This window comes from Natronomonas sp., from assembly GCF_028274965.1.
Classification (GTDB): domain Archaea; phylum Halobacteriota; class Halobacteria; order Halobacteriales; family Haloarculaceae; genus Natronomonas.
This window is the reverse complement of record NZ_JAQCNO010000014.1, coordinates 63,757-80,630: the sequence shown is the minus strand read 5'-3', so window position 1 is coordinate 80,630 and position 16,874 is coordinate 63,757. Positions and strand designations below refer to the sequence as shown.

Annotated in this window: 19 protein-coding genes; 10 read left to right on the top strand and 9 right to left on the bottom strand. The window is 70.4% G+C overall.

The window, feature by feature from the left end; all coding sequences use genetic code 11:
- Positions 1-98: 98 nt before the first annotated feature.
- Positions 99-977 (bottom strand): homoserine kinase, encoded by an 879-nt coding sequence (locus tag Q0916_RS02495; RefSeq protein ID WP_299233908.1) that lies wholly within the window; start codon positions 975-977, stop codon positions 99-101.
- Between the two features lie 160 nt (positions 978-1,137).
- Here Q0916_RS02495 and Q0916_RS02490 point away from each other — a divergent pair, with 160 nt between their 5' ends.
- Positions 1,138-2,679 carry a PAS domain S-box protein gene (locus tag Q0916_RS02490; protein ID WP_299233905.1) on the top strand — a complete coding sequence of 514 codons (1,542 nt, stop codon included), beginning with the start codon at positions 1,138-1,140 and terminating at the stop codon, positions 2,677-2,679.
- A gap of 12 nt (positions 2,680-2,691) precedes the next feature.
- Here Q0916_RS02490 and Q0916_RS02485 read toward each other — a convergent pair whose 3' ends face one another.
- Both Q0916_RS02485 and Q0916_RS02480 read right to left on the bottom strand, forming a co-directional pair.
- Positions 2,692-3,081, bottom strand: a complete 390-nt coding sequence (locus Q0916_RS02485; protein WP_299233902.1) for a helix-turn-helix domain-containing protein — start codon at positions 3,079-3,081, stop codon at positions 2,692-2,694.
- Positions 3,082-3,193: 112 nt separating this feature from the next.
- Positions 3,194-3,853, bottom strand: a complete 660-nt coding sequence (locus Q0916_RS02480) for an alpha/beta hydrolase (protein WP_299233901.1) — start codon at positions 3,851-3,853, stop codon at positions 3,194-3,196.
- 117 nt (positions 3,854-3,970) lie between these two features.
- Here Q0916_RS02480 and Q0916_RS02475 point away from each other — a divergent pair, with 117 nt between their 5' ends.
- Both Q0916_RS02475 and Q0916_RS02470 read left to right on the top strand, forming a co-directional pair.
- Positions 3,971-4,138, top strand: coding sequence for an HVO_0416 family zinc finger protein (locus tag Q0916_RS02475; protein ID WP_299233900.1), 168 nt, complete (start codon positions 3,971-3,973; stop codon positions 4,136-4,138).
- Between the two features lie 109 nt (positions 4,139-4,247).
- Positions 4,248-6,092: a UvrD-helicase domain-containing protein gene (locus tag Q0916_RS02470; RefSeq protein WP_299233898.1), complete on the top strand. Its 1,845-nt coding sequence runs from the start codon at positions 4,248-4,250 to the stop codon at positions 6,090-6,092.
- A gap of 39 nt (positions 6,093-6,131) precedes the next feature.
- On the opposite strand, the gene Q0916_RS02465 is transcribed toward Q0916_RS02470, so the two are convergent.
- Positions 6,132-6,362: a DUF7533 family protein gene (locus Q0916_RS02465; RefSeq protein WP_299233895.1), complete on the bottom strand. Its 231-nt coding sequence runs from the start codon at positions 6,360-6,362 to the stop codon at positions 6,132-6,134.
- Between the two features lie 15 nt (positions 6,363-6,377).
- Positions 6,378-6,668 carry a DUF7533 family protein gene (locus Q0916_RS02460; protein WP_299233892.1) on the bottom strand — a complete coding sequence of 97 codons (291 nt, stop codon included), beginning with the start codon at positions 6,666-6,668 and terminating at the stop codon, positions 6,378-6,380.
- Between the two features lie 125 nt (positions 6,669-6,793).
- On the opposite strand from Q0916_RS02460, the gene Q0916_RS02455 reads away from it, so the two are divergent.
- The 4 genes from Q0916_RS02455 (at position 6,794) to Q0916_RS02440 (ending at position 10,459) form a co-directional block, all read left to right on the top strand.
- Positions 6,794-7,384 carry a riboflavin synthase gene (locus Q0916_RS02455; protein WP_299233889.1) on the top strand — a complete coding sequence of 197 codons (591 nt, stop codon included), beginning with the start codon at positions 6,794-6,796 and terminating at the stop codon, positions 7,382-7,384.
- A 70-nt stretch (positions 7,385-7,454) separates the two neighbouring features.
- Positions 7,455-8,642: a 60S ribosomal export protein NMD3 gene (locus Q0916_RS02450; protein WP_299233886.1), complete on the top strand. Its 1,188-nt coding sequence runs from the start codon at positions 7,455-7,457 to the stop codon at positions 8,640-8,642.
- Complete coding sequence (locus tag Q0916_RS02445; RefSeq protein ID WP_299233883.1) at positions 8,635-9,693, top strand: class I SAM-dependent methyltransferase; 1,059 nt, start codon at positions 8,635-8,637, stop codon at positions 9,691-9,693. Before Q0916_RS02450 ends, Q0916_RS02445 begins: the two co-directional genes overlap by 8 nt.
- Positions 9,694-9,919: 226 nt before the next feature.
- Complete coding sequence (locus tag Q0916_RS02440; protein ID WP_299233880.1) at positions 9,920-10,459, top strand: hypothetical protein; 540 nt, start codon at positions 9,920-9,922, stop codon at positions 10,457-10,459.
- A gap of 43 nt (positions 10,460-10,502) precedes the next feature.
- Here Q0916_RS02440 and Q0916_RS02435 read toward each other — a convergent pair whose 3' ends face one another.
- Entirely contained in the window at positions 10,503-11,672 is a 1,170-nt protein-coding gene (locus tag Q0916_RS02435; protein ID WP_299233878.1) for a PQQ-binding-like beta-propeller repeat protein, read from the bottom strand.
- A gap of 142 nt (positions 11,673-11,814) precedes the next feature.
- On the opposite strand from Q0916_RS02435, the gene Q0916_RS02430 reads away from it, so the two are divergent.
- The gene (locus Q0916_RS02430) at positions 11,815-12,204 is read left to right on the top strand and encodes a 30S ribosomal protein S6e (protein ID WP_299233875.1); all 390 of its coding nucleotides are present in this window, start codon (positions 11,815-11,817) and stop codon (positions 12,202-12,204) included.
- Between the two features lie 8 nt (positions 12,205-12,212).
- Entirely contained in the window at positions 12,213-12,662 is a 450-nt protein-coding gene (locus Q0916_RS02425) for a DUF5807 family protein (protein WP_299233872.1), read from the top strand.
- A 29-nt stretch (positions 12,663-12,691) separates the two neighbouring features.
- Here Q0916_RS02425 and coaBC read toward each other — a convergent pair whose 3' ends face one another.
- Together coaBC and Q0916_RS02415 are read right to left on the bottom strand one after the other, a co-directional pair.
- Entirely contained in the window at positions 12,692-13,843 is a 1,152-nt protein-coding gene (coaBC, locus tag Q0916_RS02420; protein WP_299233869.1) for a bifunctional phosphopantothenoylcysteine decarboxylase/phosphopantothenate--cysteine ligase CoaBC, read from the bottom strand.
- 68 nt (positions 13,844-13,911) lie between these two features.
- On the bottom strand, positions 13,912-14,445 hold the full coding sequence (locus Q0916_RS02415) for an SRPBCC family protein (RefSeq protein ID WP_299233866.1): 534 nt from the start codon (positions 14,443-14,445) through the stop codon (positions 13,912-13,914).
- An 89-nt stretch (positions 14,446-14,534) separates the two neighbouring features.
- On the opposite strand from Q0916_RS02415, the gene Q0916_RS02410 reads away from it, so the two are divergent.
- Positions 14,535-15,866, top strand: coding sequence for an MFS transporter (locus Q0916_RS02410; protein WP_299233863.1), 1,332 nt, complete (start codon positions 14,535-14,537; stop codon positions 15,864-15,866).
- On the opposite strand, the gene Q0916_RS02405 is transcribed toward Q0916_RS02410, so the two are convergent.
- Positions 15,863-16,816 (bottom strand): ArsA family ATPase, encoded by a 954-nt coding sequence (locus Q0916_RS02405; RefSeq protein WP_299233860.1) that lies wholly within the window; start codon positions 16,814-16,816, stop codon positions 15,863-15,865. The two genes, Q0916_RS02410 and Q0916_RS02405, sit on opposite strands and share 4 nt — an antisense overlap.
- Positions 16,817-16,874 lie beyond the last annotated feature (58 nt).

Here is a 16,874-nt window from a genome sequence, read left to right as displayed (position 1 = left end):
CGCCGCGTCGACATATCAATGTTCCCCAATCCGATAAGGAATTTTGGCTACTGACGAAATGATCTGCACGATTTATCAACACGTACCGGCCCGAGCGCTCACTCGAACACCGCCGTTCCCCCGCCGATCCGGGTCTGGTAGGCCCGGGCCTCGACGCCGACGCCGTCGAAGGCGTCGAGCATCGCGCTGGCGACGGCGCGGCGATCGTCGCCCGAACACGCGGCGAGGACCGCCGGCCCGGCGCCGGAGATCGTCACGCCCGCCGCGCCGGCATCGAAGGCGGCCGTCCGGACCGCGTCGTACCCGCTTATGAGCTTCGCCCTGGCCGGCGTCACGACGTCGTCCTCCATGCCCCGCCCGACGAGTTCGGGGTCGTTTCTCGCCATCCCGACCGCGAGCGTGGCGGCGCTCCCGACGACCTCGACGATCTCCTCCATCCGGGCGCGCTCGGGGACGACGCCCCTGGCGTCGCGCGTCGAGACGACGATCTCCGGCAGGCAGGCGACGAGCGGGATCGACGCGTCGATCGCCGTGACGCCGTCCGAGCGGGCGATCGTGAACCCGCCGACGATCGACGGGGCGACGTTGTCGGCGTGGGCGGCCCCCGAAACCACGGCCTCCCCCTTGGCGGCGATCGGGACGAGTTCCTCCCGCGTCAACCCCCGGCCGTACAGTTCGTTCAACCCGACGGCCGCCGCCGCCGCGGAGGCCGCCGACGACCCGAGCCCCGAGGCCGGGCGAACGCCCTTGTCGATCTCGATGCGCGCCGGGGCGTCGAGGGCCTCCGCGACCGCCCCGACGGTGTTCTTCTCGGGGTCCTCCGGGATGTACTGGCTGCCGACGCCGGTGACGCTGATGGTGGTGCGGTCGGCCTTCCGCAACCGGACGACGTCCGCCGGCCGTTCGAGTGCGGCCCCGAAGACGTCGAAGCCGCTCCCCAGGTTCGCACTCGTTGCGGGTGCCCGCACCGTTAGCATGCCCGGAGTATCCGAACGGCCACCGATAAAACTACCTTTGATAGCGAGCGCGTCCCGCGATCGGCGCGGTTGTCCCCGCGGACCGACGGACCGACGCGGGGGTCGCGAAGCGACCGGACCGGTGGGTATTTTCGGCTCACCGCCCAACGGTCGGTATCTCATGACGTCCGAGGGCGGATCGTCCCGCGTCGACATCGGCCTCGAGTTGCCCTACGAGCGGCTCCTCGCAGAGGCCCCGTTCGGCGTCCTCGTCATCGACACCGCGAGCGCGATCAGGTACGCGAACGAGGCGTTGACCGATCTGTTGGGCTACGACCGTGAGGAGGTCGTCGGCGCTCCGCTGACGCGGCTGATCCCCGAACGGCTCCGGTCGTCGCACCACGAGGGCTTCGAGGCGTACCTCGAGACCGGCCAGCGACACCTCGATTGGGACAACATCGAACTGCCGGTGACCCACAGCGAGGGCCACGAGATCCCGCTGGACATCGCCCTCCGCGAGACGCCCGTCGGGGACGAGCGGCTCTTTACCGGCATCCTGACGGACGCCTCCAAGCGCTCCCGGCTCCAGCAGGAACTCGAGACCAACATCGACGTGTTACACGAACTCCACGCGGTCACCGCCGACTCGACGATGTCGTTCGAACAGCGGCGGCGGGCGGTCCTCGAACTCGGGTGCGACTACCTCGATCTCCCCTACGGGTTCGTGACGGACATCTCGGGCCCACAGCAGATCGTCCTCGCCGCGGTCGGCGATCACGAACTCCTCCAGGCGGGCGAGTCCTGCCCGATCGAGGAGTCGTACTGCCGACGGACGGTCGAGGACGACGGCTTTCTCGCCGTCGCGAACGCGGTCGAGGAGGGCTGGGACGAGGACGAGGCCTACGAGCGGTTCGGGCTCGGCAGCTACGTCGGCGGCAAGGTCGTCGTCGACGGGGAGCTGTTCGGGACGCTCTGTTTCGCCTCCTCCGTCCCCCGCGGGCGGCCCTTCACCGACGGCGAGCGGAACTTCGTCGAACTGGCGAGCCGGTGGCTGGGCTACGAGTTCCAACAGCGCCGACAGCGCCGCCGTCTCGAACACCAAAACGACCGTCTCGATCGCTTTGCGAGCCGCGCCTCCCACGACCTCCGGAACCCGCTGTCGGTCGCGAAGGGGCGGCTGGAACTGGCCCGTGACCGGCACGGCGACGACGAGGACCTCGAGGCGGCGGCGACCGCCCTCGCGGAGGCCGAATCGCGCATCGAGGAGATGCTCGAGTTCGCCCGCCTCGGCGAGGTCGTGACCGACCCCGACCCGGTGTCGCTTCGGGAGGCGGCTCGGGCGGCCTGGGGCGTGATCGGCGCCGACGCGGCGACGATGACCGTTTCCGAGGACGTCTCGCTCAGCGGGGACGGCGAACGCGTCGAACGACTCTTAGAGAACCTCTTTCGGAACGCGATCGAGCACTGTCGGCCGGACGTGACGGTCCGTCTGGGCGCGCTCTCGGGCGAGTCCGGGTTCTACGTGGAAGACGACGGCGACGGGATCCCGGACGAGGAGCGCGATTCGGTCTTCGAGCCGGGGTACACGACGAGCGAGGCAGGAAGCGGGCTCGGACTCGCGATCGTCGAGGAGATCGCGACCGCCCACGACTGGAGCGTCCGACTCGGGGAGTCGAGCAACGGCGGCGTCCGCTTCGAGTTCGTCGGGACGGCCGTCGAGTGAGACGGCGCCGCGTCAGGACTCGGGGGACTCGGGGAACTCGTCGATCCGCTCGTGGACGTAGGCGGCCCACTCGTCGAGCGTCTCGTGCATCAACTCCCGGGCCGCCTCCGGCGGCGTCGCGCGGTACTGGTAGACGTGTCCCCCGCTGTCGAGGAGCCGGCGGCGGCGCTCGGCGAGGTCCTTCTCGAGGAGGGTCGACAGCCCGCGGTTGACGTTGCTCCGGTCGCGATCAACCCTGTCGGCGAGCTCGGCGACGGTGCTGTCGGGCGCGTCGAGCAGTTCGGTGTAGAGCCGCGCCTCGTGCTGTTGGACGCCGAAGACGCACCGGAGCACCTCCTCGAACCCCGGTTCGGCACCGAGCATCAGGTCGCGGAACCGCGACGGGTCCGGATCGGATTCCATACGGGTCCGTGCGGCCCGGTGGCCGATAAACCCATCCGATCGGACCGATCGAGCCGGGCGTCCGTGGCGGCCGGGGCGGCCGCGGCGTCCGCGATGGCGGCGACGGCGGCGATCAGTACCGCTCCCGCGTCCACTCGATCACGTCGGTGATCTCCGCCGGCGTGGTCCCGTGGCCGACGTCGTAGGTCTCGAAGCGGACGTCGACGCCGCCGGCCTCGAGCGTCTCGGCCGCGCTTTCGGCCCGGGCCGGCGGGATGACCTGATCCATCGACCCGCAGCCGACGAACACCGGCTTCCCGGCGGCGTTTTCGGCCTCGGACTCGTGGGACGCGGCGAGGTACCCGTTGAGCGCGACCACCCACCGGTAGGCGTCGGGCCGTTCGAGCAGCGCCGAGAGGCTCGTGATCGACCCCTGGCTGAACCCCAACAGTCCGATCCGCTCGGGGTCGAGGTCGTACGCGGCAGTCGCCGCCTCGACGAACTCGTGGACGAGATCGAGGCTGCGCCTGAAGCCCTCCGCGTCCGGCTGGCTGGCGTGCAGTCCGCCCCCCGAGAGGTCTAGGTCGTACCACGTGTAGCTGTCCGGACCGTCCATCGGCTGGGGCGCGCGGACGCTCAGGACGTGGAGCTCCTCGGGGAGCTGTGCGCCGATCGGCAGGAGGTCCCGTTCGTTGGTCCCCCGCCCGTGGATCAACACGACCGCGGGCGCGTTCGATTCGACCGTGCCGGGCCGACTCGCGTGGACGAGCGGCAGTTCCGATTCGGTGGCCATGGCCCGGGGTACGACCCTGTCGGATAAAAACCGCCGGGCGGGGGGAGCCGTGCCCCCGGTTTCCATGGGAGGAATTACCACAGAGTTTATTACCGACGTCGCCGAAGAAAGGCCCGTATGGCGACCGCAAACGACGTGTTCGACGAGTTCCTCGACGACCGGGGCCACGAGACCGAAACGGCCTCTTGGGAGCAGGACCACAACAAAAAGCGGTGTCCCGACTGCGGGGGGCTTCACGACCCCGAGGCGACGCGCTGTTCGGTCTGCGGCTGGCGGCCGAGCTGAGCGAGCGCCGTTTTCCGGCTCATTCGGTCGCTGAACCCCACGAGACGCCGGAATGCGGACGGTGGTATTAAGCACGTCATTTATCATTGTGGGCGGCATTGCGTGAGTAATGGCTGACCCCACACACGTGACCCGCCTTTTCGGCGGCCCGGGAAGCGGAAAGACGACGGCGCTGCTCGACCGCGTCGACGAGATGCTCGACGACGGCGTCGACATGCGGGACGTGCTCATCGTCTCGTACACCAGGGCCGCCGCCGCCGAGGTCCGCGACCGCCTGGCCGAGCGCCTCGATTGCACGCCGAAGTCCCTCCGGAGCAACGTCTGTACGATGCACGCCAAGGCGTACGAACTGCTGAACCTCTCGCGGGGCGACGTCGTCGGCGAGTCGGACAAGGAGGCCTTCTGTGAGTCGTACGGCATCGAGTTCGAGGACGAAAACAAGTCCGCCCGCCGGCGTTCGGCCCGCTCGACGACGCTCGGCAACAAGGTCATCGCGACCTCCCAGTGGCTCCAGCGGACCGAACGCGACGTCGCCGAGTGGTACGACGTGCCGTTCAAGTGGGACGACGACGAGGTCAGACTCCCCCCCGAGATCGACGAGAACGCCCAGACCGGCAACAAGTACACCCCGACGTGGCCGAGCGACGACGACCGCCTCGACATCCCGGAGGCGATCCGGGCGTGGCGCTCGTATAAGGGCGACGAGGAGGTCGTCGGCTTCGCCGACATGCTCGAACGGGTCCGCCAGCGCTCGCTCGTCCCGAGCGTCGATCACCTCGTCATCGACGAGTTCCAGGACATCACGACGCTGCAGTACGGCGTCTACGACGAGTGGAAACCCCACGTCGACTCGGTGCTCATCGCCGGCGACGACGACCAGGTCGTCTACGCCTGGCAGGGGGCGGACCCGAACCTCCTGTTGGACGAGGACGTCGACGACGGGGTCGTCCTGCCGAACAGCTACCGGCTGCCCTCCCGCATCCTCAACGTCGTCAACACGCAGATCAGCCACATCGACAAGCGCCAGGAGAAAGACCTCAAACCGCGCAAGCAGGGCGGGTCCGTCGAGGCCGTCCGGTCGCCCTCGATGCTTGATCTCGTCCGGAACGTCCGGATGACCATCGACGAGGACGACGACGGAAGCGTCATGTGCCTGTTCCGCGCGCGATACCAGATGTTCCAGTTCATGGACGAGTTCATCGGCGAGGGCATCCCCTTTACCGCGCTGACCGACCAGCGGATGTGGACCGACCGCCTCCGGGGGTACGTCCGCGGGATCGAGGCGATCGCCGAGGACGAGCCGATCGACGGCCTCCAGGCCAGACGGCTGGGAGAGATGCTGGCCGACAGCGCCTTCGGCACCGGCGAGCGCGACCAGTACTTCGACGCGCTCGACGACCTCGAGGACGCGGAGGGCGTCGACGACCTGACCGACCTCGAGGTCCCCCCCGAGTTCGTCGACGACCACGCCCCCTTCGCCCCGGGGCCGGCCTCGGCGGCCGACATGCTGACGAAGGTCTCGAACTTCCAGGAGCGCTCCGTCGACGCGTACTTCGACGGCGACTACCGCGGTTTCGACCCGGACCGCGTCCGCCTCGGCACGATCCACTCGGCGAAGGGCCGCGAGGCCGACCACGTCTTCGTCGCGACCGACCTGACCGAAAAGGTCGTCGAGCAGATGGCGGCCTCCGTCGAGGACCCCGAGGCGGTCCCCGGCGTCACCGAGTTCACGAAGCGCTCCGACCCGGTGCCGACGATGACCGACAACGAGCGCCGCGTCTTCTACGTCGGCATGTCCCGGGCCCGCGAACGGCTCGTGTTGCTTGAGGGGCTGGTCGACGGCGCGCCGACGCTGCCGATCGACGTCCTGCTGTACGACGAACTGCTCGACGAGTCGCTCGAGACGGTGCTCTCGCGGGCCCAAGAGCGGGGCCGCCAGCTCACCGCCGACTGAGCCGCGCGACCGCGGGCCGCGGCCGACCGGGCCCGGCTCTCACTCGCCGCCGCGGACGTCTCTCAGCCGCCGCAGCCGTCCGACCGTCCGGTCGGTCAGCCGCACGTAGACGTACTCGCTGAGCAACACGAGCCCGAGCGACACGGCGAGGAAGAACGCGGCGAGGGCGTACTCGCCCTCGAGTATGTTGATCAGCCCGACCAGCCCGATCGGTCCGGCGACGACGAGCGTCGCGACCGACTGTACCGTCCGAACGACACCGATAGCCATGCCCGCTGTTTCGGGTCAGCGCGTATATGTCTCCCCGTCCCCGCTTTCGCTTTCGCTCCCGTTCCCGCCGTCGCCGCCGTCGTCCTCACCCCCGTCCGCGCTTTCGTCCCCGCCCGCGAGGAGCGCGCCGACGACCGACCCGATCCCGGGTCTGAAATACCCCCCGGCGACGAGCGCGGCGGCGACGGCCAGAAAGCCGATCCCGGCCAGCGGCCGGTCGCCGACGAGGAACTCCGCGCCCAACAGCCCGATCGGCGCCGCGAGCGCGACCGTCCCGAAGAGCGTCAGCGTGTCGAGGACGTTCATCCATCGGTCGGTCCGTCGCTGGGGGACAAAAAGCCGCCGTTCGCGGCCGCGGGACCCTCGGACGGCGATGCCCCGCCGGCGTCCGATGACGACAGCCTTTCGGTGCCGACGCTCCAAGCGCCGGTATGTTCACCGGGATCGTCGAGGGGACCGGCGAGGTCGTCGCCGTCGAGGACGCGCCGGAGGGCCGCCGCGTCCGCGTCGCCGCGCCGTTCTGCGAGGACCTCGAACACGGCCAAAGCGTTGCGATAAGCGGGGCCTGCCTGACCGTCGAGGCGTTCGACGACGAGAGCTTCGAGCTGTTTCTCTCCGAGGAGACCCTGGAGAAGACGTACCTCGATGACGTCGCGGTCGGCGACGCCGTCAACCTCGAACGCGCTCTGCCCGCCGACGGCCGCTTCGACGGCCACTTCGTCCAGGGCCACGTCGACGGCGTCGCCGACGTCACCTCGATCGAGCGGCTGGGCGACGACTGGACGTTCGGCTTCTCGCTGCCGCCGTCGCTCGCTCGGTACGTCGTCTCGAAGGGCTCGATCGCCATCGACGGCATCTCGCTGACCGTCGCCGACCTCCGCGAGGAGTCTTTCACCGTGGCTATCATCCCGGCGACCTACGAGTTGACGACGCTGTCGGAGAAGTCCGTCGGCGACCCCGTCCACGTCGAGGTCGACGTGGTCGCGAAGTACGTCGAGAGCCTGACCGACGGGTACGCGTGACCGAACCGGCCGCCCGGAGGGTCGGGCGACGAACGGGGTTTTTAACCGCCTCGACGCGCTATCCCCGCCGATGAGTTCGGGGTCACGTTCGGGGACGTTCTGTCCGGAGTGCGGCGATCCGATCGAGCGACCGCCGGAGGTCGACCTCCCCGGCGGCTCCCGCGACCGAAACGCCGCGCTGTGCGACGGCTGTTACTTCGATTCGTTCGATCTCGTCGACGCGCCCGAACGGATCGAGATCCGCGTCTGTAGCCGCTGTGGCGCGCTCCACCGGGGCAACCGGTGGGTCGACGTCGGCGCGTCGGACTACACCGACGTCGCGATCGAGGAGACCGCCGATCGACTCGGCGTCCACGTCGACGCCGAGGACGTCGAGTGGGGCGTCGAACCCGAACAGGTCGACCAGAACACGATCCGGATGCGGTGTCTGTTCTCCGGGCGCGTCCGGGAGACGCCCCTCTCGGAGACGGTGACGGTCCCGGTTTACATCGCCAGAGAGACCTGCGATCGGTGCGGCCGGATCGCGGGCGACTACTACGAGAGCATCGTCCAGGTCCGCGGCACGGACCGCGTGCCGACGGCGGCGGAGAACGACCGGGCGGTCGAGATCGCCGAGGCCTACATCGCCGACAGGGAGGCGACGGGCGACCGCAACGCCTTCATCACGGAGACGCTCCGGACCGGCGACGGCGTCGACATGAAGATCTCGACGAACCAGATGGGCCAGGGGATCGCAAAGCGGATCGTCGCCGAGTTGGGCGGCAGCGTCTCAAACGCCCCGACGCTCGTCACCGAGGACGGGGACGGCAACGAGGTCTACCGCGTGACGTTCACCGTGCGGCTGCCGCCGTTCACGCCGGGCGACGTGATCGACCTCGGGGACGGCGACGGCCCCGTGTTGGTGACGAGCGCCCACGGGAACCTCAAGGGGACGCGACTCGCGACGGGCGAGCACTACGAGGCGTCCTTCGAGGAGGGGATCGACCCCGACGCGCGAACGATCGGCGAGCGCGACGACGCCGCGGAGACGACGCTCGTCGCCGTCGAGGACGCCCACGCGGTCCAGGTGCTCGACCCCGAGACGTTCGAATCGAAGACGATCCCGCGGCCGTCGTTTCTCGACCCCGATGCCGAGTCGGTGCCGGTGCTCAAACACCGCGGGGGACTCCACGCGCTTCCCGACCCAGACGCCGATCTCGATCCCGAGGCCGACCCCGATCCCGGGGGCGACACCGGAACGGACGGAGCCGATGGCTGACGCTGACACGACGCCCTCCGGGTCCCCCTCGGAGGGACTCGGCGCGATCGTCGAGAAACCGCGCGCGGAGGCGGCGATCGGATCGCTCCGCTCCGAGGGGGTCTACGACGACGCGCGCCGCGTCGAGCCCTACGACGAGGCTCACGTCGCGATCCCGGTCGTCGCCCCGCCGACGGCGACCGCCGTTTCGGACGTTCGGACCGTCAAGCTCCCGAGACGGGTCGACGACCTCGGATCGGTCCTCGAGCGGCGTGGAGCCAACCCGGAGACGATCGCGGCCGCCCCCTCGTCGTGGGCCGTCGTCGGCGACGTCGTCCTCGTCGACTTCGGCGACGTGTCGGTCCCCGGGACGCTCGGGCCCTCGGCCCGCGAGACGGTCGCGGAGGCGCTGTTGGAACTGCACGGCAACGCGGCGACCGTCCTCGCCCGCGGGGGGATCGACGGCCCGCGCCGGGACCCGTCGGTGACGGTCGTCGCCGGCGCCGACCGGACCGAGACCGTCCACGTGGAGCACGGAACGACCTACGCGATCGACTTCTCGTCGGTGATGTTCTCGCCGGGCAACAAGGCCGAGCGCGCACGGATGGGCCGCGCCGTCGACGACGGCGAGCGGGTCTTCGACATGTTCGCCGGCATCGGCTACTTCGCGCTGCCGATGGCGCGGGCCGGCGCGTCGGTGATCGCGGCCGAGATCGACCCCGACGCCCACCGGCTGCTCGTCGAGAACGCCCGCCGGAACGGCGTCGCCGACCGCGTCCGCGCCGAACGCGCCGACTGCCGGACGGTCGGGGCCGACGCGACCGCCGACCGGGTCGTGGCGGGCTACTACGACGCCTTCGAGTACCTCGACACGGCCCTCGACGCGCTCGCTCCCGGCGGCGTCGTCCACCTCCACGAGGCGACCCCCGAGCCGCTGTTTCCGTCGCGGCCGATCGAGCGGCTCCGCGCGGCCGCCGCCGACGGGCGCTCGATCGAGACGCTCGAGCCCCGCGTCGTCAAGAGCCACAGCGCCGGCGTCGTCCACGGCGTCGTCGACGCTCGGGTCCGGTAGGCCCGGAGGTCCGCCTTCGGATTCGACCCAGGGGGCGCCTCTCTTCGCCGTCCGTCCCGAGCGTGGGGATTATATAAATCTGCGCGTTAGGGGCTGACATGAACAAAAAAGAGATCCTGGCGGTCCTCTTCGTACTCCTGATGGTGGCGTGGCCCATCGCCGGCGCGGTGGTGTCGCTGTAGCGCTCGCCGCATGACATAACCGTCGGCGTCCCGAACTCCCGGGCGTGAGCCTCTTCGATGCGCTCGTCGATCCCGGCGACACCGACGCGGTCCGGACCGTCGCGGGGGCGTTTGCGGGCGTCGAGCGCGACCTCCACGACGCGGTGGCCGAGCACTACCGGGCGCTCGGCGTCGACCCGCCCGATCCGGGCCCGCCCCCCGAGGCCCGCATCGAAGAGCTGACCGAACTCGTGAGCCACATCGCCGCCGGGGACCTCTGGGCGTACTTCTGCTCGGAGCACGCCCCGGAGGGCCTGAAGAACGCCGACGCGGCCCGCGCGTTCGCCGGACAGAGCGACGACGAGTGGAACGAGAGCCTCGAGCGGCTCGCTTCGGCCGCCCCCGACGCATCGGAGGGCTCCGTCCGGGAGCGAGCCGACGCCGTCGTCCGGGACCGGTTCGGCCTCGACCTCGGGACCTTCGAGTCGCGGATCGTCGGGTGGAGCCCGGAGGCGACGATCAGACGGACCCTGCGGGGCCGCATCGACGCCGACATCGAGCGGATCCGGCTGGCGACGCGGGCCCTCGAGGGCGAGGAGACGTAGCCGACGGGCGTCGAACACGAAAAAGCGCGGCGATCGAGCGCCGTCACCCGTCGTCGAGGGCGTACACGCGGCCGTCGTCGCTTCCGACGTAGGCCGTCCCCTCGACGATCGACGGCGTCGAGCGGACCCCCCCGTCGGCGTCGAAGCGCCACCGCTCGGTGCCGTCGCCGGGATCGACCGAGACGACGCCGCCGTCGCCGAGTCCGACACAGACGCCGTCGGCGACCGCGGGGGCCGTCGTCACCGCCGCGTCGGTCTCGATACGCCAGCGTTCGGCGCCGTCGTCGGGGTCGAGCGCGTACAGTCCGCCGGCCTCCGCGCCGTTCCCGACGTAGACGGAATCGCCCACCGCGGGGGTCGTCGCCGTTTCGCCGACGCCGACCCGCCAGCGTTCGGCGCCGTCGTCGGGACCGAGCGCGTACACCCGGCCGCTGTTGTCGCCGGCGTAGACCGACTCGCCGAGCGCGACCGCCGAGAGCACGGGGCCCTCGGTTCCGGTCCGCCAGCGTTCGGCGCCGTCGTCGGGATCGAGCGCGTAGACGGCCCCCTCCCACCCGCCGACGTAGACGGCGTCGCCGACCGCCGGCGCGGTGACGACCCGGTACTCCGTCCCGAAGGTCCACCGCTCGGAGCCGTCCTCGGCGTCGATCGCGTACACCTCGCCGTCGGTCGCCCGACTCCCCGCGTAGACGGTGCCGCCGGTGACCGTCGGCGAGGCGTCGACCCAGCCGTTGGCCTCGAAGGTCCACCGCTCGGAGCCGTCCTCGGCGTCGAGCGCGTACAGCCGATCGCCGCGCGTCCCGGCGTAGACGGTGCCGTCGACGACCGCCGGTGAGGAGTACACCGGGGCGTCGGTCTCGAACGTCCAAAGCGGCACGCCGTCGCTCGCGTCGAGCGCGTACAGCGCCTCGCCGCCCCCAACGTAGACGGTGCCGCCGCTGACCGCCGGCGAGGAGCGCACCTCCGCGCCCGCGTCGAACCGGAAGCGCTCGCCGGCAGCCGACGGGCCGACGAGGCCGGCCGCGTTGCCCGTGTTCGGCGGATCGTACTGGAACATCCGCACGCCCCCGATCGAGTCGTCGAGCGGCGCCGTCCGGTCGGGCGGTTCCTCCCCCTCCCCGTCTCCGAGACAGCCGGCGATCGCGCCCGACGCGCCGGCCGCGCCTGCGAGTGCGAGCGCACCACGCCGCGTGAACTCGCCGTCAGAACCCATCACGCGACACCGTTGGACGCTGTCGAACATAAGCGCTCGCCGGCCGCCCCGGAGACGCCCCCGACGCCGACCGACGGGGTCGCTCCGAGGAGTTCTGCGGCGTTTCAATACCCTTTTGCCGCCGCGCGCAGTGGTCACCGGTATGGCAGACTTCCAGGTCATCGTCGGCGACGACGACGGGGCCACGTACTCCTTCGAGGTAGACGGACAGGACGCGAACCGCTTTATCGGCCGCTCGATCGGCGAGACGGTCGACGGCGAGGCCGTCGGTCTCTCGGGGTACGAGATCGAGATCACCGGCGGCTCCGACCGGGCCGGCCGTCCGATGCACGCCGAGGTCTCGGGCTCTCAGACGAAGGCCGTCCTCTCGACGGGCGGCGTCGGGTTCGAACCGACCGTCGACGGCGAGCGCAAGCGGATCACCGTCCGCGGCGCCGAGGTCTCCGAGGAGACCCGACAGATCAACGCGAAGATCGCGAGCCGCGGCGAGACGTCCGTCGAGGACCTCCTCGACGCCGGCGACGAGGAGTAACGCTCCGGATGACCGACAGACAGTCCCCGGGGGCGCTGCACGACGCGTTCCTCCGGGGCGAGCGCCCTGACGACGTCCTCATCTACCTCCACGAGGAGCGGGTCGGCTCGATCGAGGACCTCTCGGAACTCGGCACGCGCGTCGAGGACGGCGTCGTGTTGGTCCTGCCGGGCGAGGAGGGCCGATCGGCGTTCGAGCGGGCCACCGGCGTGGACGCGATGGAGTTCGCCGGCGCGGCGATGGACACCGACGGCGGGATCGACGACGACTGCGCCGGCGGCCGCTGTCCCGACGCGGGCGCCTCCGGGGGAAAACACCGCGCCGCGTTCGTCTTCGCGTTCGTCGAGGAGCAAAACGAGGCCGTCGGCGGGATCTACGCCGAGGGCGACGTCGTTCACGGCTACGCGGCCTGCGTCTGCGGGACGAGCTACTCCGAAACGCGCGTCATCGACGCCTGACAGGCCGCCTTTCCGACCGCGCCGAGACGCTACCGGAGCTCCTCGGCAAGCGCGTTGGCGATCCGACCGCCGATCTCCGTCTTCGTTCCCTCCTCGACGGTCACGCCCTCGGCGTCGATCAAAAGCACGCGCGTCGTCTCCTCGCCCATCACGCTCGCGTCGTTCGCCACGACGAACGACAGCCCGGCCCGTTCGAGCGTCTCGCGGGCGCGATCGGTCATCGCCTCGTCGCCGCCCTCGGTCTCGAGTTTGAACCCGACGATCGGAAGCTCCGGGCGCTCCTCGCGGACCGTGTCGATGAGCTTCGGCGTCGGGTCGAGTTCCAGCGTCACCTCCCCGCCCGATCGGATCTTCTCGGGTGCGGTGTCGACGGTGTAATCGCCGATCGCGGCCGCCGACACGAGCGCGTCGGCGTCGTCGACCGACCTGACCGCCTCGAGCATCTCGGCGGCGCTCTCGACCGGGAGGACGTCGGCGTACGGCACCGACGGGCCGTCGTGGACGAGCGTCACGTCGGCCCCCCGAACGTAGCAGGCCTTCGAGACGGCGCGGCCGGTCCGTCCCGACGCCCGGTTGGTGAGCACCCGAACGGGGTCGATCGACTCGCTCGTCGGCCCGCTGGTCACGACGACGCGTCTGCCCTCGAGGGGGCGATCGCCGACGGCCCGGGCGACGTCGAGCACGATCGCCTCCTCCGTTGCGATCTTCGCTTTGCCCTCCTCGATGCGCGGTTCGACGAACTCGATGCCCCACGACTCGAGTCGCTCGATCGCCTCGAGCACGCCCGGGTGGTTGTACATCGGCTCGTGCATCGCCGGCGCGACGACGATCGGAACCTCCGCCCCAAGCGCCGTCGTCGCCGTCGTCGTCACCGGCGTGTCGTCGATCGCGCCCGCGATCTTGCCGACGGTGTTGGCCGTCGTCGGCGCGAGCACGAGCGCGTCCGCCCACCCGTCGTACCCGCACAGCTCGACGTGCTCGACCGACCCCGTGATCTCGGTGACGACGGGGTTCTCGGTGGCGAACTCGAGGGCCCAGGGGTGGATGATCCCCGTGGCGGCGTCGCTCATCACCGCCCGCACCGTCGCCCCCTGCCGCCGGAGTTCGTGCGCCAACTCGACCGTCTTGACCGCCGCGATGGACCCCGATACGCCCAGGACGACGTTTGTGCCCGCGAGCATCGACGGACGTTCGCCGCGGCGGTACAAAAACCACCGTGGCCGTCCGCCCGCAGCCGCCTCCCGCGCGATCAGGTCTCGATGCGCAACTCGACGTTGCGCTCCTCGCCCTCCAAGTCGGCCACGACGCGGCGGACCACGCGTTCGGCCTCCGTGCGTATCTTCGGTTTGATCTTCTCGACGACCCACCCGAGCGAGACGAACCGCGGCAGATCGACGATCCCGTCGTCGGCGGACCCGGGCGCGTACTCGACGGCGAACGTGACGCGGCTCGCCGCCCCCGGGTCGCTTCCCTCGGGCGTCTCCTCCCGGTCGGCGGGCTCGATCGGCTCGACGAGCCACCGCCCGCTCGCGTCGATGTCCTTGACGAGACGCCACTCGATCCGGTTCGGGGGATCGACCTCCGTGACCTCCGAGCGCGCCGTGTACCGGAGTTTCCACCACGCGAAGGTGAGTTCGTACTCGGTTCCCGCCCCGCCGTCGCCGAACTGCCGGACGCCGCGCAGGTACTTTGAGTAGCTCGCGTACCCGCGGAACTCCAGGAGGAACTCGTAGACGTCCTCGACGGGGAGATACACGACGGTGCTGACCTCGACGCGGTTCACACCGTCGGATCGGACGGGACAGCCCTAAACGTTCCCCCGGCGGCGAGCCGAATCACAACCCTTAGGCGAAACGCGGCACAGCCGACGGTGTGAACCTCCTGCGCGATCCGACGACGCGGCGCTGGCTCGCCTGGGGCGCGCTCGCGCTCGTCTTCCTGCTCGTCAACGTCCACCGGCTCTCGACGGCCGTCCTCTCCGAGGAGCTGACGGCCGATTTCGGCATCACCGCCGCCGAACTCGGCACCCTCCACGCCTCGTTTTTCGTCATCTACGCGTTCATCCAGATCCCGACCGGCGTGCTCGCGGACCGCTACGGCCCCCGGTACGTCGGCGCGGTCGGCGCGACCGTCCTCAGCCTCGGGGCGATCGGACTCACCGCCAGCGGGAGCTACCTCGCGGCGAGCGCGTCGCGCGCCGTCATCGGGTTCGGCAGCGGTGTCATCTTCGTCTCGATACTGCGCTTTTGTGCGAGTTGGTACCGCGTCGACGAGTTCGCGACCATGACGGGGCTCACCTCCGGGATCGCCGGGGTCGGGGCGATCATCGCCACGACGCCGCTCGCGCTCTCTGTCGATCGGTTCGGCTGGCGCTCGACGGTCTTCGCGCTCGGCATCGTCGGGTTCGTCGCCGCGGGGCTCGTCTTCACCCTCGCGCGACAGTCGCCGGCGGCCGCCGGGCTCGAACCGATCGACGACGTTCCGGAGCAGGCGTCCGTCACGCTCTCGGAGACCGGCGGCCACCTCCGGGCCCTCGCCGGCGACCTCGATCAGTGGCTGCTGTCGCTGTCGTTTTTCGCGGCGATGGGGACGATCCTGACGATAATCGGCCTGTGGGGCGTCCCGTACCTCGTTGCGGTGTACGGCCTCGACGTGACGACGGCGTCGTACTACACGCTCTTGGGCTCGGTCGGCATCCTCCTCGGCGGCCCCGGCGTCGGGTGGGTCTCCGATCGGATCGGGCGGCGGCTCCTCCCGATGGTCGTCGGGTTCGGCGTGTTTACCGCCGTCCTCGCCGTGATACCGATCCTCGGCTCGCCGCCACTTTTCGTCGTCGCGGTGTTGTATCTACTCATCGGCTCCTCTATCGGCGTGACCGTCCTCGCGCTGCCGGCGATCAAAGAGCGGTATCCGCCGGAGGCGAGCGGCGTGGCGACCGCCGTCGTCAACGGGGCCGGCTTCTTCGGCGCGACCGTGCTCCCGACGCTCATGGGGGTCGCCGTCGACAGATACCGGACCGGCGATGTCGTCGCCGGCGCGGCCGTCTACACGGAGTTCGGGTACCGGGTCGCCTTCGGGATCACCGCCGGCGCCGCCGGCCTCGCGTTCTGTAGCGCGTGTTGGCTGTACCTCCGGGAGCGACGACGCGCCTCCGAAGCGCCGGAAACGCCGGAAACGCCGGAAACGCCGGACGCGTCGGGCTAACCCGTGGGCTCGGTCTCGAGCCGTCCGGCGACCGTCCGGAGCGCGTCGATCCCGCGGGCCTCGTCTCGGAGCTCCGGAACGACCGTCACCGGCCGCCCGAGCCGCGACCCGGCCGCCTCGATCCGCTCGCGTTGGCCCTCGTGTCTGGCCTGACACCGCGCGCAGTCCGGGGAGGGGTCCTCGAGGACCTTGTTGATGACGGCACGGCCGACCGGGATCCCGTAGGCGTCGAGCTCCGAGAGCAGGCGTTCGCTCTCTAGGAGGGCCATCGTCTCCGGGACGAGGACGACCCGGAACTCGGTCCGTTCGGGGTCCCGAAGCGCCGCGCCGACGCGTTCCATCCGCCGCTGTAGGGCCGTCAGGTCGAGTTCCGGGCTCTCTCCGTCGTCGCCCTCGTCGCCGCCGGTCCCGAGAAACCCCCGGACTGACTCGGCGAGCGTCGAGACCTGCGATCTGACCGCGATGAGCTTGCCCATCGCCGACTCCATCACGTCCGGCAGCTTGAGCAACCGGAGCGTGTGCCCGGTCGGGGCGGTGTCGAAGACGATCCGATCGAACCGGGGGTCGTCCATGTAATCGACGAAGAGGTCCATCGCGGCCGCCTCGTCCGTTCCGGGGGCGACGCCCGCCTCGAGCACGTCGTCGAGGTCGTCGTCGTCGAGCGTGATCCCGAGGTCTTCGAGTTCCTCCAAGGCGGCGCTTACCTGCCCGCGGTACCGGCCGATCCGCTCGCCGGGATCGACCTCGACCGCCCACAGTTCGGCGCCCTCGAGGACCCGCGTCGGCTCCGGGCCGATCTCGACGTCGAAGGCGTCCGAAAGCGAGTGCGCCGGATCCGTCGAGACGACGAGCGTCGGCCGCCCGTCCTCGGCGTACGAAAGCGCCGTTGCGGCCGCACACGTCGTCTTTCCGACACCGCCCTTCCCGCCGTAGAGCACGTATCGCGTCACGGTCGTACTCCGTCGCTAACCGACAAAAGGCTCTCGTCCGAGGGTCCGATCGGCCTCG